We start from the raw sequence: 19,448 nt of genomic DNA, 5'->3' as shown, positions 1-19,448 counted from the left end.
GATACATTAACGTGGTCTATCCTGTGTTAAAATTCTTAGAGGTAATTTTCATTGAGTTGGATTTTACTATATATTGTGCCGATTATATGAAACTGAAAACCCCTTTATGAAAACAAAATCTTTGACCTCTCCCATACGGTGTGGGGTTCTAAGTCGGTCACTCTTTTTATTTATCTTATCTCTTACAATAGCACTTCCTATTTTTGGGCAAAGCTCTGAAAATGAGACCTCAGCATCTAAATCCTTCATAGGAGTTGGATTGAGTACCACGGGTTATTACTTAATCGGCAAGCCAAAGTATGAGTATATAGCGGGAGTTACTCCATTCTTAACCATACATTATGGATATACCTTAAGCAGGAGAGCGACCCTACAAGCTGGGTTAGGGTATGGTGCGAATGCATCAACATTGTCCACCACAAGGTATGTTTCGGCTGATGAAATTTACGAAGTGCAGAAAACCCAAAATATGAAGGCACTGGTTGTTCCCGTCACATTAAAGTTCACACCTTTTAACCCTCACAGGAAGTTGCAGCTTTATGCCAATGCGACTCTTGCTCCAACTTTTGGTCGCATTAAAGCAAGCGCTACTGAGAGTATTGAAGGGAATTCAACAGAACTATATAATGAAGAAGCATCGGCGTTTAATGTAGTGGCAACAGGTGGCCTAACATTAAATTATAAGATGAGCTCCCGGCTTGATGGTTTTGTGGATGGAATGATATTCTATAAAAATCTTCATACCCGAGGAACATTACATAATCAAAGACCTATATCAGTAGGTATAGGCTTAAACTATAAACTCAAGTAGTCGCATTAGAACATCTAGAAAAAACCACAGGCATGACACCTGTGGTTTTTTCTTATACCTATACCTGCAATTCAACAAATCCCCGCAGACAAACCTCACCACACTTTAGTTCCACAAACTGGCACAATAATTGGCTTGGCGAAAGTATACGCTAAAACCTATAAGCCATGAAAAAGCTTCTACTTCCGCTCTTGTTTGTGCTGCTGGCGCTGCCCGCTTTTGCACAGCCTACTGTCGTGACCTTTACCACCCACCGGGGCGAACTGTTCCAGATGGCGCTGGATGGGCGCGTGATCAACCGTACAGCTTCCAACTTTGTGCGAATTACGCACCTGCGGCCCGGCAACCACTATGTGGAGTTCCGGATAAGAGGCCGCCATGGCATTTATAGAACAGGTATAAACGTGCTGGCCCGCGCTGGTTTCGAAACAAACTATGCCGTGCGGGTATCCGGTAGAAAAGTAAGTCTGCGGGTAATCAGCGAAATACCACTGGGTCCGCCGCCCGTAGTGGTCGTGCCACCGCCACCGCGCTACCCCGACAGGTATGAGCCCGTTCCGCCGCGCTACGAGCAGCCGGTGCCGCCGCGCTACGAAGAGCCTGTCAACGCTTGCCGCAACCTGCTGGATCGCTATGACGTGGACCGTTTGATCGATGCCATGAAAGGGCGTGACTTTGAGAGCACACGCCTCACCATCGCCCGTGAGGCGGTGCGCAATGGCAGCATCCTCTCAGAGGACCTGCGCAACGTGCTGTTGCAATTTGAGTTTGAGAGCACCCGGCTGGAGTTTGCCAAGTTCGCCTATGATAATGTGTGCGACAAAGAGCGCTTCTACTATATCTATGACATCTTCAAGTTTGACCACCACGTGCGGGAACTGGAGGACTATACCAGCCGGAGAAGGTGAAGCAAGTTTAGGCGTTAGAGATTTTAAGAGTTAGAAAGTTAATGTTTGTGTTGGGAGCAGCGCGGGTTATACCTGCGCTGCTCTTTTTTTGTTAAGGTATAGCGGGTCTCAAACGAGTGATGCACCTATCGAATTTATAGCAGGGGTTCTTCCCTTGAGGGGAGCAAGAGGGGTGTTTACAACTGCAGGTATAGTCAAAGCTATTTAGCTTTTGAGCTGCTGTGGCAGGTAACCAAAGTGCTTCTTAAAAGCAGACGTGAAGTGCGCAGCATATTTATAGCCCAAAGTAGTCGCAATATCCCCAATCTTAAGATCGCCTTGCAAGAGCAGCTGCTTGGCCTGTTCCATTCGGTAATCGTTCAGGTAGCCAAATACAGTAGTGCCGAACACCTGCTTGAAGTGTTTCTTGAGGTAATACTCGTTAGTGCCCACCAAGTGCGCAAGGTCTACCAGCGAGTGTGGGCTCTCCAGGTTCTGCAGCAGGATGTCGCGGGCATGGTACATCTTCTCCACATCCGACTCCTTCATCTTAAGCTGCACCGGGATAGCGCTCTCCTGTTCGCCCTGTTCCAATTGCAGCATCAGAATCTCCACCACTTTGGCCTCCAGAAACATGCGCTTGTAATGACCTGCATAAGGGCAATTGAGAAGCTCATGAAGTAGTGCTCTAACCCGGGGAGTAATAGAAAGATTCGTCTTACAGAGTTTGCCAGGTCTGAGCGAAATCAGACACTCCCGCAACTGCAGTGCTGCAGGTGAGTTGTCCTTGAGGTAGCGCAGCAGAAAAGCCTTGGAAAGATTGATGATGATAACCTCCAGTTGCTCCTCCGGCTCTACCTTTTTCTGTACAGGCTGATCGCCAAAGTAGAGCAGATTATGCTGCTGATGGTCGAAGCGGGCAAAGATCCGGTTATCTGTGGTAGAGGTAACAGCACAACGGCAGCGCAGCGAGAAGTGCATCTGCACAAAATCCTGGCAGTGCTGGTAGGTCAATACTTTTATACCTTTCAACTCACACTGGGTATGCCCGAAGTAGATATCCTGAAAGTAGAACTCGCGGATATGGCCGCTCCCCTCACAGCAGCTTTTGGTAGAGAATGCTTGTTGCTTTTCTACCAGCTCATCATCAGCACCACTAAACAAGGTGTGATAATAAGCCTCATGCTCTGGTCCGGAAGTGCTTACATCTTGCTCCATATTTATTCCCTTATATGATATAAGAATTCCCGCACGTGTAATAGGAAGTGCTCTGCAGGTTATACTTTTGCGCAAGTTAAGTTTATTTAGACTATTTCTAAATAGCATTTGATAAATTTATCTGGCATCAACGGAAGTGATGAAAACAACTTCCAAAGAGTCCGCAACCAATTGTTAACCTCAGCTCAAATAAGACATGTTAAAAAATTTACTGCTGTGTATGCTCTTACTAGCAACCACCATAGGAGCACAAGCTCAAGAGCTTCACGTGCTCGGGCAGGTAGTAGAACAAACCACAGGCAATGCCCTGCCTGGTGTGACAGTACGCGTAAAAGACACAAACCAGGCCACTACAACAAATAGTGAAGGCGAGTTTAAACTGAAGGCCGCCGAAGGGCAGGTGCTGGTGTTCTCATACATTGGCTTTGCTTCCCGTGAGCTTCCTGTAAACGGTGATGCGGGCTCCATGCAGGTACAACTGCAGTCTGGCAACACCCAGTTGTCAGAAGTAGTGGTAACAGGTGCCCTGGGTATAAAGCGTCCTGCCCGTGAACTGGGCACGGCCAGTGCGCAAGTCAACTCCGCTGAACTGAACCAGGGCAAGATCGTGAACCCAATACTTGGATTGGCCAGTAAGGTGTCGGGGCTACGCATCAACATGTTCGACAGCAAGGTAGACCCGGATGTGCAGGTGAACCTGCGCGGTATACGCTCCCACACGGGCAATAATGCGCCGCTTTATGTAGTAGACGGTGTGCCTATACCTGACATCAACCGTCTGAACCCGAACGATATCGAGTGCATCAACGTGCTGAAGGGTGCAAACGCCGCAGCTGTGTACGGTTCTGACGGGGTAAACGGTGTGCTGATGATCACCACTAAGAAGGGGCGTGCAGGTATGCAGACGATCAATTTCTCTAACACCACCACTTTGGAGAAGATTACCCGCCTGCCAGAGCAGCAAACAGAATTTGGGCAGGGCCTGAACGGCATTTATGACCCACTGCAGTACCAGTCCTGGGGACCTCGTTTTGATGGTGAAGTGCGACCAGTAGGACCCGAGCTGCCAGACGGTAGCCAGTGGCAGCTGCCTTACAGCGCCAACCCGGATGGCAGAAAGGCTTTCTTCAATACCGGTATCACAACGCAGAACGACCTGTCCTTTTCAGGCGGCGACGACCGATCCACCTATTACTTCTCGCTGCAGGATGTACTGGTAAAGGGCATCATCGAAGGAGACAAGAACAGACGCTCAGGCGCCCGCTTTAACGGCTCGCGCTCGTTTGGCAAGCTGAGCACCAGCTACAACGTCAACTACGTGTTTAATAAGAGCGATGTAACGCAAAGCGAGCCTTGGTCCACCGTATACCGTCTGCCAGCCAGCCTTCCTTTCGCCGACCTGAAAGACTGGGAGAATAACCTGTTTGTGAACCCGAACTACTGGTTCAGCACCAACCAGCCCAATCCGTTCTTCAACGCCGCCAACCAGCGCACAGTAAATGAGCAGCAGACGCTGACTGGGAATATTGAGCTGAACTATGAAATTGCTCCCTGGATCAGTGCCATCTACCGCTTGGGCGTTTATAACCGCAACAACGACATCCGCACCACGGTGGGCAAGTTTACTTACACCACCCCGGGCCGCACGAACATCCCGGGCAGCGTGAACGATGCTTCCCAGACGTTCAGAAGAATCAACAGCGATTTCATTCTTGACCTGCACAAGGACTTCGGTAAGTTCAGCACACGCCTGCTGTTGGGCAACAACGTACGCACCGACGACAGCAAATCTGTTAACCTGAGCGCCTCGGCGCTGGTAGTGCCGGGCTTGTTTAACCAAGACAACCGCACAGGGCAGTTGGGCGGTAAGTCCAGTATCAGCCAGAGAAGACAAGTGGCAGGCTTCGGAGAATTTACAGCCGGCTACAACAATTACCTGTTCCTGACCTTAACCGGCCGCCAGGAGGCCGTGTCAGTGCTGAGCCCTGAAAACCGCAACTACTTCTATCCAGGCGTGAGTTCTTCTTTTGTGTTCAGCGATGCCATCTCTTCGCTCCGAAACAACAGTATGCTATCCTACGGCAAGGTATACGCCTCTTACAACAAGACCGGCAACGTAGTGGTGGATCCTTACCAGCTGCAGAATGTGTACAGCCAAAGCAACGGCTTCCCGTACGGTAACCTGCCAGGGTTTAGCCTGGGCACTTCTGATGCCAACCCGAACCTGAAGCCTGAGTTTGTGACCTCGTTTGAAGTGGGTACGCAGCTGAGCTTTTTCCAGAACCGCCTGAACCTGGAGGCAGCCTATGTGGATGCCAGGACCACAGACGGTACTATTCTGGCCGATATTTCTGCCGGATCTGGCTTTACTTCGGCCTGGGTGAATGCATTCAAAGCAAGCAACAAGATCGTAGAGCTTAACCTGAACGGTGATGTGATCCAACGTGGTCACCTGGTATGGAACGTGGGCGCCAACCTGACGCACATCCAGAGCAAGGTGGAGGAGATCTACGGCGGCATTGACCAGCTGTTCCACTTCCGCCAGAACTACCTGATCGTGGGCAAGCCTTACAACAGCTACCTCTTCACCGACTACAAGCGTGACCCGCAAGGCAGAATCATTGTAGACCCGACCACCGGTAACCCGGTAAGTGGCTCAGAGCTTTACTACGGCGGCACTGGTACGCCGCCTTATCAGATCGGCCTCAACACCACCCTGCAATACAAAGGCCTGCAGCTGGGCGCGCAGTTCGACTGGCGTATGGGCGCCGTGGTATACACGGAGGCAGCCGCCCGCATGATTTCAGACGGTACCAGCCCGCTTACCACACAGTATGGCCGTGAGCCATTCGTGATTCCGAACTCAGTGATCGAAACCTCTCCGGGCGTGTTCACACCAAACACCGAGATACAGACCAAAGGTGACCGCAATTACTGGGCAAATCATTATGCTACAGTGCAGTCGAACTATGCCGTAAGTGCCGACTTCTTCAAAATGAGAGAGCTGAGCCTGAGCTACACCTTGCCAACCAACTGGCTGGATGGTCAGAACCTGGTGAAGGAGGCGACCATCGGCTTTGTAGGACGCAACCTGTTCTCTATCTGGGCTAAAGACAACATTTACAACGATCCGGAATTTGTTTATGCCGGCGGAAGCAGCGAGGGCTACATGAGCTGGCGACACTTGCCACCAACCCGTTCGTTTGGTTTCAACCTAAATGTGGCATTCTAAAAACTTTATTCTTCATCCTTAGTGATATGAAAAAACTGTTAACCTTTCTCCTGACAGCCTTAGCAGGCACCATTTTTACCGCCTGCGACAGCTTCCTGGACACAAACGTGAACCCCAATGCGCCGGTCGATGTACCGGTGGAACAGAAATTGCCTAATGCGCTTGTGAAGACTGTGAATCTCGAAACAGGCGCCTTGAACCAGCTGGGTGCCGTGTGGGTGGGCTACTGGGCCAAAGCCACGGACGGCCCGGTAAACACTTCGCTTTTCAGACTGGAAGAAACGTACGGCGTCGAAGCTATGTCTTTTGACCGCGACGGCCGCCCGATCTGGGAAGACAGCTATACCACGCTGGTAAACTACAAAGACATCGAAAACAGTGCCACTGCCACCGGCGATCTGGCTTATGTAGGTATAGCGAAGATCATGCAGGGCTGGCACTTTATGCGCCTGGTGGACCTCTACAACAACGTGCCTTTCTCGGATGCGCTGCAGGGCAGCACCAACGTGACGCCTAAATACGAAGACGGTCAGGCAGTGTACGAGGGGGCCATGAACCTAATCACAGCAGGTATACAGGACATCAAGGCAGCTCCTGCCTTATCCAAAAAGCCGGTGTCTGACGACGTGATCTTCAAAGGCAACCTGACGCTCTGGATAAAATTTGCCAACACCATCAAGCTGAGAGCACTGCTCCGCCAGTCTGAGGCTGGAAGAGAAGGCTACATCAACGATGAGTTGGCCAAGATCAGGCAGGAGGGAAGCGGCTTCCTGGGTGCAGGCGAGAGCGCACTGGTGAACCCTGGCTACCAGATTACGGCAGGTATGCAGAATCCTTTCTGGGAAGCTTACTACAGGAATCCAGCAGGCGCCCTGACCACTGGCTACAACACGCTGCGCCCGACAGCATACCTGGTGCAGCAGTACAAGGAGCGCAACGACCCGCGCCTGCCTAAACTATATCGCAATGTGAATGGGGACTACGTGGGCGTGCCGCTGGGAGCAACGAGTGCCGATTTTACCATGGCAAAGACTTCTGCTTTGCTAGGACCAAACGAAAACGGAAACCAGCCGGCGGGTTTGCTGAAAAATGCGCAGCAGCCATCCGTGCTTCTGTCTTCCTTCGAGAGCCTGTTTCTGCAAGCCGAAGCAGCAGAGAGAGGCTGGCTAACCGGAGCACAGACACACTATGAAGAAGCCATCAAAGAGTCATTTAAGTACATGAATGTGCCAACCGCTGATTTTATCGCTTACAATGCGCAGCCATCTGTTAACTTTGCTTTGGCATCTGATAAAATAGAGCGTATCATAGAGCAGAAGTGGCTGGCGTTGAACAGCATCAGCAGCATGGAGGCCTGGAATGATTTCAGAAGGCTGGGCTACCTGAGCAGGCTGCCGCAATCGCTGCAGAGCCCTTCGGCCGACCCGGATTTCAGACCGCGTAGACTGACTTACCGACAGTCGGAGGTATACACCAACAGCGAAGAAGTAGCCAAACAGGGTGCGATAGACCCTTTCCGCTCAAGAGTATTTTGGAATAAGTAAGTAGATTGAAAATAGAACCAGTACCTACCCTCCTTCGCTCAAGAAGCGGAGGAGGTTTTTAGCTAATCTCTCATCATGAAAAAAAATCAACAACCATCGACCTGGCAAAGGGTACGCAAGCTGTTCAACGACCTCCACTTGTGGATGGGTATAGCGAGCGGTATCATTCTGTTTGTGGTCTGCCTGAGCGGCACGATCTATACCTTCAGCACGGAGATACAGGAAATGCTGGAGCCCGAAAAGTTTACCGTGCAGGTAGAGGAAGGCGCAACGCCCCTGGCAGCGGAGGCGATCATGGCAAAAGTAGCAGCCGAAACAGGCGGTAAGGTAAGTGCTATTACCATGCCTGCCGATGCCAGCCGTAGCTATACCTTGAACGTGAAGAAAGAGGGCGGACAAGAAGGCCGTGGTGAAGGAAAAGGCGGTCGCGAGAAAGCTGCTGAAGGTAAGAAAGGCCCTGAAAGCGCTGTAGCCAAGGGCGGTCCTGCCGGTGGCGGACCGGGAGGTAAAGGTGGTCCCGGAGGTGGACGTGACCGTGGTACCAATTACCTGGTAAACCCATATACAGGTGCAATATTGGGCACTACTGACGGGCCTGCCTCAGAGTTCTTCATGTCGATGTTCCGTCTGCACCGTTGGCTCCTGCTCGACACCGAGGTGGGCCGCCCGATCGTAGGTTGGGCAACGGTGATCTTCACGCTGATCATTATCAGTGGTCTAGTGATCTGGTTCCCACAGAAAGTAAAGAACTGGCGTCAGGGCCTCAAGGTTAAGTGGAGCGGCAACTGGAAGCGCATCAACCACGACCTGCACAACTCGCTTGGCTTCTACTCCTCGTTCCTGTTGCTGGTGATGTCGCTCACAGGCCTTACCTGGTCTTTTGAGTGGTACAAGGAGGGTTTCTTTAAAGTGCTGGGTGTAGAGCAGCAGAAAGACCGCAAAGAAGAGCCGCTCTTTTCAAAGGTGCCGGCTGACCTGTCGCAGGCCGCTACACTGACGATTGCGGACTACGTAAAGTCGGCCGATCAGGTACTGCCTTACAAAGGCGACTACCGCATTTCGTTGTCAACTGACTCAGCCGCTACTGTTTCGATCAACAAGAACAAGGTTGGTTTCTTTGCTCCGGCGGCTTCAGACAGGCTGCAGCTTGACCAGTACAGCGGCGAGGTGCTGAAGGCTGATATATTCGCAGACAAGGCCTTCAACGAAAAAATTACTTCGTCTATCAAGCCGCTGCACGTGGGGAACGTGTACGGTACTTTCTCGAAGATTCTTTACTTCATCGCCTGCCTTGTGGCTACCAGCTTGCCTGTAACCGGCACGATCATCTGGATCAACAAGCTGCGTAAGAAGTCGAAGCGCGGCACTGTGCCTGTTGCGAAGAGAGCAGCGGCCTAGTAAATAATTAGCTTTGGGTATACATTTCCCTGTCATTTCGAACGCTAGTGAGAAATCTGAGTTTTGTAATGGTTTCCAGGCTATTCCAGATTTCTCATTGCATTCGAAACGACAATGGATGTTACTACTTCATGCTTAGTCTAAAAACAGAAAAGGCTTCTCCGATCAGGAGAAGCCTTTTCTGTTAGAGCTTGCTATACCTTAGCGCAGCCTGTCTACAGAGCGAACCAGGTCCTCGTCTTTTTTGATGAAGCGGTTGGCCAGGGCATTAAGCAGCAGTGCCAGCACCGGCATGTAGAAGCCAGCTTCGTAGGTGCCCTCGTTACCAGAAACCATAACGTTTCCTACATAATTGGCATAGTAAAATGACGTACCGAACAGCGCTACCAGTACCAGCGTGTTGATCAGGCCGAACTTCATCTGCGTGATACGGCTCTTGTACTGGAAGATTTCGTACAGGGCTATACCTGCCGCCACGATGGCCAATATACCTATGGCGATGGTACTGGTACCTGTCTGAGCGCCAGCCTGTGTGGCTTCACCTTGTTCGTTCACGCTCTGGAAAAACAGGTTCCAGGCAGTCAGTACAACTTCTTCACCAGACACGGCGTCTACTTTTGACCACAGCGGCAAAAACAGCAAGGACACCATCGCGATCACGATGAGCGCCAGAAATACGGTTTGAATTCTTTGTATCATAAAGGGGTTAATTTAACTTGCAAAGAGATGCAAAATTAGGCAAAGACCTGTAAAACAAAAATTGATGAGCACAGCATATATAATTGATATCGTAAGAACACCTGTTGGCAAGTATACTGGCGCCCTCAGCAGCGTGCGCCCGGACGACCTGGCAGCCTTTATTCTGAAAGAGTTAATGGCCCGTAATCCGCAGCTGGACCCGAGCCTGATTGAGGACGTGGTATTGGGTGCGGCCAACCAGGCTGGTGAAGACAATCGCAACGTGGCCCGTATGGCGCTACTGCTGGCGGGGCTGCCGCAGGAGATTGGCGGTGTGACCGTGAACCGCCTTTGCGCCTCTGGTCTGCAGTCCATCATCGATGCTTCGCGAGCTATTAAGTGTGGTGACGGTGAAGTATACCTGGCCGGTGGCGTGGAGAGCATGACCCGTGCGCCTTTCGTAATGGCTAAAGCGGAAACGGCTTTTGCCCGCACTGCAGAAATATACGATACGACTATCGGCTGGCGCTTTACAAATGAAAAACTTTCTGCGCTGCACTATCCTTTTGCAATGGGTGAGACGGCCGAGAATGTAGCCGAGCGCTACGGTGTTTCACGTGAAGCACAGGACGAGTTTGCGCACAGTTCCCAGCTCAAGTACAAGGCAGCTGCTGAGGCCGGCAAGTTCAAAAACGAGATCATACCTGTGCCTGTGCCGCAGCGCAAAGGCGATCCGATCATCTTTGACACTGATGAGCACCCACGACTTTCCTCCATTGAGAAACTGGGCACACTGGGAGCAGCTTTCAAAAAAGGCGGTTCCGTAACGGCAGGCAACGCCTCAGGTATAAACGACGGGGCAGCTGCTTCCCTGATCGTGAGCGAGGAGATCGTGAAAAGGTATGACCTGAAGCCAATGGCCCGTGTAGTGTCGGCAGCAGTGGCGGGCGTAGAGCCTTCTCACATGGGTATGGGCCCTGTACCGGCTACCCTGAAAGCGCTGAAACGTGCTGGTCTTACCATCAACGATATCGGTCTGGCGGAAATAAACGAGGCATTCGCAGCACAGGCTATACCTTGCGTGCAGGAGCTGGGCATCAATCCGGATATCGTGAACGTGAACGGCGGCTCCATTGCCATCGGTCACCCGCTGGGTGCCAGCGGCACCCGCATTTCGGCCACTTTACTGCACGAAATGAAGCGGCGCGACAATGTGCGCTATGGCCTGGCTACCATGTGCGTAGGTGTAGGGCAAGGCGCGGCGGTGATTTACGAGAAACTGTAATAAAAGTACATACTCTTACTAAAAGGCTGCCTGTATACGGGCAGCCTTTTTTGCTATCTTTGCTCTATGCGGTATTTTTTGGAAATAGCCTATGACGGCACCCGTTTTCATGGCTGGCAGGTACAGCCCAACGCCCTCTCAGTACAAGAGGTGCTCGACGATTGCCTGAGCAAGGTGCTGCGGCAGCCCATCAGTTCCACGGGGAGCGGCCGCACCGATACGGGTGTGCACGCGAGTCAGCAATTCGTGCACTTTGATGTGGAGCAGGAGCTGGACCCCGAGCACATGGTCTACCGCTTCAACCGCCTCTTGCCCGACGACATTGTAGCAAAGAACCTATACCTTGTCACCGGCGAGGCCCATGCCCGTTTTGATGCCTTTGAGCGCACCTACCACTACCATATCACCCTCGCCAAAGACCCTTTCAGGAGATATTACGCTACTTACCTGCCGCGTTCCGTGGATGTAGAGCGGATGAACGAGGCAGCCGCTGTTTTGCTTCATTACGAGGATTTTACGACCTTTAGCAAAGTGAAAGGCGACACCAAGCACTACCGCTGCAACATCTACGAAGCCGTGTGGCAACAGCAAGGCGACGAGCTGATGTTTACGATCCGGGCAAACCGCTTCCTGAGAGGGATGGTGCGACTGGTCGTAGGCACTTTGCTGGATGTAGGCCGCGGTAAGCTTTCCCTGGCCGATTTTGAGCGGATCATTGCTAGTCAGGACCGCAGCAAGGCAAGCGGAGCGGCTCCTTCCGAGGGGTTATACCTGGCCAAGGTGACGTATCCAGAGCATATATTCAAGACATCACCCAAAACAAACCCTTTATAGCATGCAGTTACCAGAAGACCAGAACGGTCCCCATCTAAACGGCAAACACCTTCGCCCCGAAAGCTTAATGATGAGCTACGGATATAATCCCGAGTGGTCAGAAATGGCTGTGAAGGCGCCGATTTACCAGACGTCTACTTTTGTGTTCAAGAACGCAGAAGAAGGAAAGGCCTTTTTTGAATTAGCATACGGCCTGCGTGAGAAGCACGCGGAAGAGCAGCTGGGCCTCATCTATAGTCGCCTGAACAACCCGGACCTCGAAATACTCGAGAACCGTCTTCGCTTCTGGGACGGCGCTGAAGAAGCAGCTGTGTTCGCCAGCGGTATGGCCGCTATCAGCACCACACTCTTGGCCTTACTCAAGCCCGGCGACCTGATTCTGCACAGCGAGCCCATCTATGGCGGCTCCGACTACTACATCAAAAACATTCTGCCGAAGTTCGGCGTGAAGAGCATGGGCTTCCGTGCCAACACTCCGATAGAAGAAGTAGAGCAAATGCTCGAGGAGTCTGGTATGGCCGACAAGCTGACGATGGTATACATCGAAACTCCTGCCAACCCGACCAACCACTTAGTTGACATCGAGGCATGTTCAGCCATGGCCAGGAAGCACTCAACCGCCGACAAAAAAGTAGTGGTAGCCGTGGACAACACCTTCCTGGGTCCGGTGTTTTCACACCCGCTCAAGCACGGTGCAGACCTCGTTTTATACTCTGCCACCAAGTACATCGGCGGCCACTCTGATTTGATTGCGGGCGCCTGCGCCGGTCCTGCCGACCTGATGAAGCAGGTGAAAGGCATGCGTACCTTCATGGGTTCTATGGCGAGCCCGTGGACAGGCTGGATGCTGATGCGCAGTCTGGAGACCCTGAAAATACGCATGGAGTGTCAGGCACGCGGCGCAGAAGTAGTAGCTGAATACCTGAAAGAGCACCCGAAAGTGGATAAGATTTACTTCCTCGGTTACCTGCAGGGCAACCCGCAGCAGCAGGCTATTTTCGACAAACAGTGCAAGGCAGCAGGCTCTATGATTTCGTTCGACATTAAAGGCGGCGAGAAAGAAGCCTTTACTTTCCTGAACAATCTGAAGCTGATCAAACTGGCGGTAAGCCTTGGCGGCACCGAGTCGCTGGCCGAGCACCCAGCTTCCATGACGCACTCTGATATCTGTCTGGCCGACCGTGCCGTGATGGGTATAGGTGAAGGCATGATCCGTATTTCGGTAGGCGTGGAGCATCCGGAGGATATTATCTCTGACATTGCGCAGGCGCTTGAGAAAGTAGCTATACCTGCGGAAGCGGAGGTATAGGTAAGACGTAATTTGATTCAAGTCCTTCTCTGGTTTTCAGGGAAGGACTTTTTTTGACTTCGCTGTTACTGTTGGTTCGACAATTGTGCGTCAGAAATCCCGAAAATCCTGATGCAAAAACCATTAACTTTGCGGTCGGTTAGTTGGTGGTACTCGTAAGGGTATAGCTGGAGAAGGGAGTAGGGTGTCTATGGCTCGTCTATGGCGCGAGCGTCTTCGCTCGTGACTGCTATAGTGGGGCCTCTGGCCCGGCAAGGTATAGGTAGAGCGAGTTTGTAGTTTCATAGCATGGCTTAGCCAGCCGGGCAGCTGTTTCGCCTGTGCGGCGGGCACCTACTTTTTGTCTTGACACAAAAAGTAGGCAAAAAAGTCAAGATTCCCCAAACTCGCTGAACGCTCAAACAGTGGGGAATCATTTGGTGCACTTGGCACAGCTGCTTGCTGTGTAGGTTTTGTGCAAGCTACTTGGCAATGCGTGCCCGTGGTATTTTACAAAAACTTTAAAGCTTCTGCCCGTGAATTGGTAGCAGCAACAATCCCCTCTTGGGAGGGGCAGGGGTGGGTAAAGTTGGAATGAGCACCATAAGCTGTAGCAACGAAGCTATACCTGTGAACTGGCAGCTGCAAAATCCTCTCTTAAGAGATGGAGGGGGGTGTATAGCATGCGCAGAAATTCTGTGTATCATTTATAATCCCCGTATTCCTGATTCAGACAAAGAGGAGAGAGGCAGGGAATAAAAGCCCTAAACAACGAAAACAGAAAAAGCAAACTTGGAAGATAAACCAAAAGATACAGGCAAAGTATTCGATGCGGACGTCATACGGCGGCTCTTCACCTTTGTGAAGCCCTACCTGAAGACGTTCTACTTCATCGTGTTCCTGACGTTCGCCTCGGCTATTCTGGCTGCGGTGCGTCCTTTCCTGATTCAGTATACCGTCGACAACGAGATACTGCAGAACGATTGGGAGGGCCTGAACAAGATGTTTGTGATACTGGCGGTGCTCCTGGTGGGGCATGCCATTGTGCAGTATCTCCATACCTATTTCGCGGGTTGGCTTGGGCAGCACGTGGTGCGCGATATCCGGGTGCAGCTCTACCGGCACATCCTCAACCTGCGGCTCAAGTTCTTCGACCGCACACCTATCGGCACGCTCGTGACCCGCAACGTTTCCGATGTGGAAACGCTTTCGGATGTGTTTAGCGAAGGTCTGGCTGCCATGATCGGCGATATCCTGCAGCTGGTATTCATCCTCGGCTTCATGTTCTACATCGATTGGGAGCTGGCACTTGTGAGTTTGTCCACCTTCCCGATCATGCTCGTGAGTACCTACATTTTCAAGGAAAAGATAAAAGACACCTTCCAGGATGTGCGGACGGCGGTGGCGCGACTTAACTCTTTTGTGCAGGAGCATATCACCGGTATGAGCATCGTGCAGATCTTCAACAACGAGAAGCGCGAAATGGATAAGTTCAAGGAGATCAACAAAGAGCATACCCGCGCCAACGTGCGCTCTGTGCTTTACTACTCGGTATACTTCCCGGTGGCGGAGATTATCGGTGCGGCAGGTCTTGGCTTGCTTGTGTGGTACGGTGCCCACGGTGTAATTGATAATGATGTATCGCTGGGTACGCTGATGGCCTTTATCCTCTACATCCAGATGTTCTTCCGCCCGATCCGCATGATTGCCGACCGCTTCAATACACTGCAGTTGGGTGTGGTGAGTACTGAGCGCCTCATGCGCTTGCTCGACAGCAAAGAGATGATTCCAGACAACGGCAGCTATGCGCCAGAGAAGATCAAGGGCAATGTCAGCTTCAAGGATGTATGGTTCGCCTACAAAGACGAGGACTGGGTGCTGCGCAATATTTCGCTGGATGTGAAAGCGGGCGAATCGGTAGCTTTTGTAGGAGCTACGGGTGCGGGCAAGACGTCGGTTATCAACCTGCTCAACCGCTTCTACGAGATCAACAGCGGACAGATTCTGATTGACGGGCACGATATTAAAGAATATAATTTGGATGTATTGCGCCATCATATTGGCGTGGTACTGCAGGATGTGTTCCTCTTTTCTGGCACTATTGCCGACAACATCAGCCTGGGCAACAAAGCCATCACCGAAGAGCAAATATGGCACGCCGCCGACTTGGTGGGGGCCCGCAAGTTCATTGAACGCCTGCCGGGCGGACTGCACTACCAGGTGATGGAACGCGGAGCCACACTATCAGTAGGCCAGCGCCAGCTGATTTCCTTCGTGCGGGCCATGGTTTACAATCCCGAAATCATCATTCTGGACGAGGCCACTTCCAGCGTCGACTCCGAAACCGAAGAACTGATCCAGTACGCCATCGACCAGCTGATGCACGGGCGTACGTCTATCGTCATCGCTCACCGTCTGTCTACCATACAGAAGGCGGACAAGATTATTGTGATGGACCGGGGCGAGATAAAAGAAATGGGTAACCACGAGGAACTGCTGCGCCACGACGGTTACTATGCCCAACTCTACCACATGCAGTATAAAAACATGATCGATCTATGAACAAGAAATTCTTGCTAGTGATGGCGGTGCTTGCCGTTATTGTGGGGGCATTATATGCCTATCTGGGAGGTTTCAGCTCAGCACAAGTGTCCGAAGTTAGCTCAGAACAGCTCTACATGGCAGGGCGTTCTTTCAAAGGCTCTGTAAACGACAATGCAATCAATGACGCTTTCAGGAGAGCTGCCGAGGTACTCGATAAGAAAGAGCTGGAAGGTATGCTGGGCAACATCTACTACAACAACCCGGAAGGGCGGGCCGACAGTGTGGATGCTTTTATTGGGGTGGTTATACCTGACAGCGCCGTGCAACTGCCTGCTGATTACGAACTGCGGGTAGTCCCGGGTGGCCGCCGTGCCCTGCGCGGTGAGGTAAAAGCTCATTACATGCTTTCACCCAACAAGCTCTACGAAGCTATTTTTGACTATGCCAAAGAGAAGAACCTGGAGCTGGAGACCTTCTACGTAGAGTGGTTTCCGGAAGACCATCAAGGTATAGTGGAGGTACCTATAAAGGAGTAGCTTGCAAGTATAGATTATCTCTCTATATTTGATGATAAGGGAGCGGCTATACCTTTCCCCGTGGAACGATAGCAACAAAACAAATTGGGCAAAAAGGCAGAGGCAAAAAAGGAGCTGATACTAGAGGCAGCCAAGTCGGTGTTCGGCAAGCTGGGCTACAGCAAAGCCACATTGGACGATATCGCCCATGCCATCGGGCTCAAAAAACCGACACTTTACTACTACTACAAGAGCAAGGAAGTCCTCTTTATCGAGGCTTTTTCGCAGGAGTGGAAGGAAAGCCTGTACCGCATCAAGAAAATAGCCGAACAGGAAAAAGATCCCCGTGAACGCCTGTTACGCTATATCCGCTCCTCGTTACGTTATTATCAGGAGATCGTAACACAACACACCATTTCCATCAAGGTGCTCATCGAGACCCGCACCATGTTTCAGGAGCTTTTCAGGGAATCGCGGGCCAAGGAGTCAAACTTTTACGCCACGGTCATCAAAGAAGGTATAGCCGATGGCACATTCATAGACTGCGAAGCCGATCGGGTAGCTTATTCTATCATGGTGGTCAAAGACCTCATTCAGTTTGAGGAATTCCAACGGGCCCAGTTTCACAACCTGCCATCCATTGATTTTGAAAAGATTGAGCGGGAGGTGCTGTACACCGTCAATCTGATTCTGGAAGGTATACGGGTGAAGGTATAGGAGTCAGGAGATAAAAGGTACTTAAAGTAACTATGCCCCAACTTAAGCAAGAGTCTTAGGTTGGGGCATAGTTATATCAGCCCTGGCGGGGCTTAAATTTCCGTAAAATGGAGTGTTGGGTTTGGGCGGCCGGCTTTCCGGAAATGCGGAGGAATCTACTCCTGCGGGTGATTGGCTTTGTATTCTTCTAACTTAGCCTTCAGTGCGTCCACATCGGCGTGGTGGCCTTTGGCTACTTCAGCTGCATCGAGCTCGATGAGCATGTTCTGCATTTGTTTCAGGTAGGCGGCTTTGTCTTTTTTGAGGCACCCTTTGTGATTGTCTTTGCAGGTGCCATTCTCATCCATGGGTTTGAACATACTGCCCTCGCCATAAATAAGCCACTGCGGATTCAGATCATGGAAGTGCTTCACGATAGCAACCAACTCATCCAAGAGGTAATTTTTACCGGAGATAATATTAGCAAGCACAGCTTCGTCACTGCCCGTCATCTCCAAAAGCTGCGGCATTTCCAGTTCTTTGATATTCGTGTAGAAACGGAACCTTTTGCCGATTTGCTGTAAGTCAATAGCCATAGAAAGAGAGTTATAAGGTCATACAAAATTGCTATACGTACTTATAACAGATTCTGTATTAAAAAATTCCCTGGCTATTAATTTCAGTTAGGCTAAGCTTTTGATTTTCAATGCAAAAGTGCTAGTGGCTAATGTGAGTCCTCTGCCTGCAACTGTCGCTCGTAGAGCACTTTGTAAAGCCCCTGTTGCTGAATCAGCTCATCGTGTGTGCCATGCTGCACGATCTCCCCATCATCAAGCACCAGAATCTTATCGGCCAGCTTCACTGACGATACGCGGTGTGAAATGATAATGGAGGTACGATTAGCCATGATACGACGCAGGCTGTTAAGAATGGCGTTTTCTGTTTTAGTATCTACTGCCGAAAGCGAGTCGTCGAGAATGAGGATGCTTGGTTCCCGCACCAGCGCACGTGCTATGGAGACACGCTGCTTCTGTCCGCCCGAAAGGGTAATACCCCGTTCACCCAGCTTCGTGTCGAACTGCTCCGGGAAGCGCATAATGTTTTCGTACACGTCGGCGTCTTTGGCGGACTGCACCATCTGCTCCTCCGTAATGCTAGGCAAACCGAAGCCGATGTTGTTGCGGATCGAGTCAGAGAAAAGGAATACGTCCTGCGGCACATAACCGATCTGGCTGCGCAGGCTCTCCAGGTTGTAGTCGCGCACATCGATGCCGTCGATCAGAATGCGGCCACCTGTTACGTCGTACATGCGCGGCAGCAGGTTGGCGATGGTGCTTTTGCCTGAGCCGGTGTTGCCAATCACAGCCAGCGTTTCGCCATGCTTGATGTCAAACGAAACTCCTTTCAAGGCGTGTATGCCGGTATCAGGGTATACGAAGTCGACATTCTCAAACACGATGTCGCCCTCGATCGGCTTGCGGATGTTCTCGCGCGACACAATATCATTCTTCGTATTCAGAAACTCATTGATGCGGGCCTGCGAAGCAGCGGCTCGCTGCACCAGGCTGGCCGTCCAACCCAGTGAGGTAACAGGCCAGGTAAGCATGTTAACATAGATGATAAACTCGGCGATGTTACCTGTCGTGATACTGCCGTTCATCACTTCCTGACCGCCGATGTATACCGTAATGATCGTGCTCAGGCCCACCAGAAACAGCACTAGCGGGAAGAAAAGCGAGTTTACAAAGTTGAGCTCCAGCGACTTGTCTTTGTAGTTGTTGCTGGCTTTGGTGAAGTTGTTATGCGAGTCGTCCTCCCGCACAAAGGATTTGAGCACCCGTATACCTGAGAAAGCCTCCTGCACGAATGTCGTTATACCTGAGAGGCTGCGCTGTATCTCGTCGGACTTGCGCTCGATGATGTTGTTGACGTAATAAATGCTGATGGCCAGAACAGGCAACGGAATTAAGGTATAGAGCGTGAGCTTCACATTCACCGACAGCATGTACGGGATCACCATCAGGAAAAGAATCACCAGGTTGATACCGTACATAATCGCCGGCCCGAGGTACATGCGTACCCGGCTCACATCTTCGGAGATGCGTGACATCAGGTCGCCGGTGTTGTTTTTGCGGTAGAAGCTTAGCGGCAGGCTCTGGTAGTGCTCGTAAATTTCGTTTTTGAGGTCATTCTCGATCAGGCGGCTCATTACGATGATCGTCTGTCGCACGAAAAACAGGAAAAGCCCCCTTAGCAAAGCCATCACCAGAATGACTACCCCATACACCAGTATGCTGCTGGCAAAGGTGTCATATACTGTTTCCTGCTGTGCCATTCCTTCAAAAAGGTTGTGCAGGTTGATACCCTCCTTGATCAGGTTGAAGGCGTGACGCACCACCTGGGCAGGCAGAATCTGGAAAAAGTTAGATATGATGATGAATACCAGCCCCCACAGGAGACGGTATTTATACTTGAGGAGATATTTATTGAGATAACGGAGTGATTTCACAGCAAGAAT

The 19,448-nt window shown here is 51.2% G+C and carries 15 protein-coding genes; 11 read left to right on the top strand and 4 right to left on the bottom strand.

Annotated elements, in window-relative coordinates; genetic code table 11:
* The first annotated feature begins 106 nt into the window (after positions 1–106).
* Both AC5FXQ_RS07535 and AC5FXQ_RS07530 read left to right on the top strand, forming a co-directional pair.
* On the top strand, positions 107–811 hold the full coding sequence (locus tag AC5FXQ_RS07535) for a hypothetical protein (protein ID WP_493601870.1): 705 nt from the start codon (positions 107–109) through the stop codon (positions 809–811).
* 167 nt (positions 812–978) lie between these two features.
* Positions 979–1,719: a proline and serine-rich protein 1 family protein gene (locus tag AC5FXQ_RS07530; protein WP_493601869.1), complete on the top strand. Its 741-nt coding sequence runs from the start codon at positions 979–981 to the stop codon at positions 1,717–1,719.
* Positions 1,720–1,923: 204 nt separating this feature from the next.
* On the opposite strand, the gene AC5FXQ_RS07525 is transcribed toward AC5FXQ_RS07530, so the two are convergent.
* Complete coding sequence (locus AC5FXQ_RS07525) at positions 1,924–2,916, bottom strand: helix-turn-helix transcriptional regulator (protein ID WP_493601868.1); 993 nt, start codon at positions 2,914–2,916, stop codon at positions 1,924–1,926.
* Between the two features lie 220 nt (positions 2,917–3,136).
* Between AC5FXQ_RS07525 and AC5FXQ_RS07520 the strand changes: the two genes are divergently transcribed.
* The 3 genes from AC5FXQ_RS07520 (at position 3,137) to AC5FXQ_RS07510 (ending at position 9,090) form a co-directional block, all read left to right on the top strand.
* Positions 3,137–6,148, top strand: coding sequence for a SusC/RagA family TonB-linked outer membrane protein (locus AC5FXQ_RS07520; protein ID WP_493601867.1), 3,012 nt, complete (start codon positions 3,137–3,139; stop codon positions 6,146–6,148).
* A gap of 26 nt (positions 6,149–6,174) precedes the next feature.
* A complete protein-coding gene (locus AC5FXQ_RS07515; RefSeq protein WP_493601866.1) occupies positions 6,175–7,692 on the top strand; it encodes a SusD/RagB family nutrient-binding outer membrane lipoprotein in 1,518 nt (505 codons plus the stop codon).
* A gap of 75 nt (positions 7,693–7,767) precedes the next feature.
* A complete protein-coding gene (locus tag AC5FXQ_RS07510; RefSeq protein WP_493601865.1) occupies positions 7,768–9,090 on the top strand; it encodes a PepSY-associated TM helix domain-containing protein in 1,323 nt (440 codons plus the stop codon).
* Positions 9,091–9,291: 201 nt separating this feature from the next.
* On the opposite strand, the gene AC5FXQ_RS07505 is transcribed toward AC5FXQ_RS07510, so the two are convergent.
* The gene (locus AC5FXQ_RS07505) at positions 9,292–9,789 is read right to left on the bottom strand and encodes a DUF4293 domain-containing protein (protein WP_493601864.1); all 498 of its coding nucleotides are present in this window, start codon (positions 9,787–9,789) and stop codon (positions 9,292–9,294) included.
* A 64-nt stretch (positions 9,790–9,853) separates the two neighbouring features.
* Here AC5FXQ_RS07505 and AC5FXQ_RS07500 point away from each other — a divergent pair, with 64 nt between their 5' ends.
* The 6 genes from AC5FXQ_RS07500 (at position 9,854) to AC5FXQ_RS07475 (ending at position 16,951) form a co-directional block, all read left to right on the top strand.
* A complete protein-coding gene (locus tag AC5FXQ_RS07500; RefSeq protein WP_493601863.1) occupies positions 9,854–11,053 on the top strand; it encodes an acetyl-CoA C-acyltransferase in 1,200 nt (399 codons plus the stop codon).
* A gap of 66 nt (positions 11,054–11,119) precedes the next feature.
* Positions 11,120–11,887, top strand: a complete 768-nt coding sequence (gene truA / locus AC5FXQ_RS07495; RefSeq protein WP_493601862.1) for a tRNA pseudouridine(38-40) synthase TruA — start codon at positions 11,120–11,122, stop codon at positions 11,885–11,887.
* Between the two features lies 1 nt (position 11,888).
* On the top strand, positions 11,889–13,196 hold the full coding sequence (locus AC5FXQ_RS07490; RefSeq protein WP_493601861.1) for a cystathionine gamma-synthase family protein: 1,308 nt from the start codon (positions 11,889–11,891) through the stop codon (positions 13,194–13,196).
* A gap of 771 nt (positions 13,197–13,967) precedes the next feature.
* The gene (locus AC5FXQ_RS07485) at positions 13,968–15,737 is read left to right on the top strand and encodes an ABC transporter ATP-binding protein (RefSeq protein ID WP_493601860.1); all 1,770 of its coding nucleotides are present in this window, start codon (positions 13,968–13,970) and stop codon (positions 15,735–15,737) included.
* A complete protein-coding gene (locus AC5FXQ_RS07480) occupies positions 15,734–16,255 on the top strand; it encodes a GyrI-like domain-containing protein (RefSeq protein ID WP_493601859.1) in 522 nt (173 codons plus the stop codon). Before AC5FXQ_RS07485 ends, AC5FXQ_RS07480 begins: the two co-directional genes overlap by 4 nt.
* An 84-nt stretch (positions 16,256–16,339) precedes the next feature.
* A complete protein-coding gene (locus AC5FXQ_RS07475) occupies positions 16,340–16,951 on the top strand; it encodes a TetR/AcrR family transcriptional regulator (RefSeq protein WP_493601858.1) in 612 nt (203 codons plus the stop codon).
* Positions 16,952–17,106: 155 nt separating this feature from the next.
* On the opposite strand, the gene AC5FXQ_RS07470 is transcribed toward AC5FXQ_RS07475, so the two are convergent.
* Both AC5FXQ_RS07470 and AC5FXQ_RS07465 read right to left on the bottom strand, forming a co-directional pair.
* Positions 17,107–17,526, bottom strand: a complete 420-nt coding sequence (locus AC5FXQ_RS07470) for a hypothetical protein (RefSeq protein ID WP_493601857.1) — start codon at positions 17,524–17,526, stop codon at positions 17,107–17,109.
* Positions 17,527–17,654: 128 nt separating this feature from the next.
* Complete coding sequence (locus tag AC5FXQ_RS07465; RefSeq protein WP_493601856.1) at positions 17,655–19,439, bottom strand: ABC transporter ATP-binding protein; 1,785 nt, start codon at positions 19,437–19,439, stop codon at positions 17,655–17,657.
* Positions 19,440–19,448: the final 9 nt, after the last annotated feature.

This window comes from Pontibacter sp. LHS1 (assembly GCF_058932855.1).
This window is presented reverse-complemented; position numbering and strand designations above follow the sequence as displayed.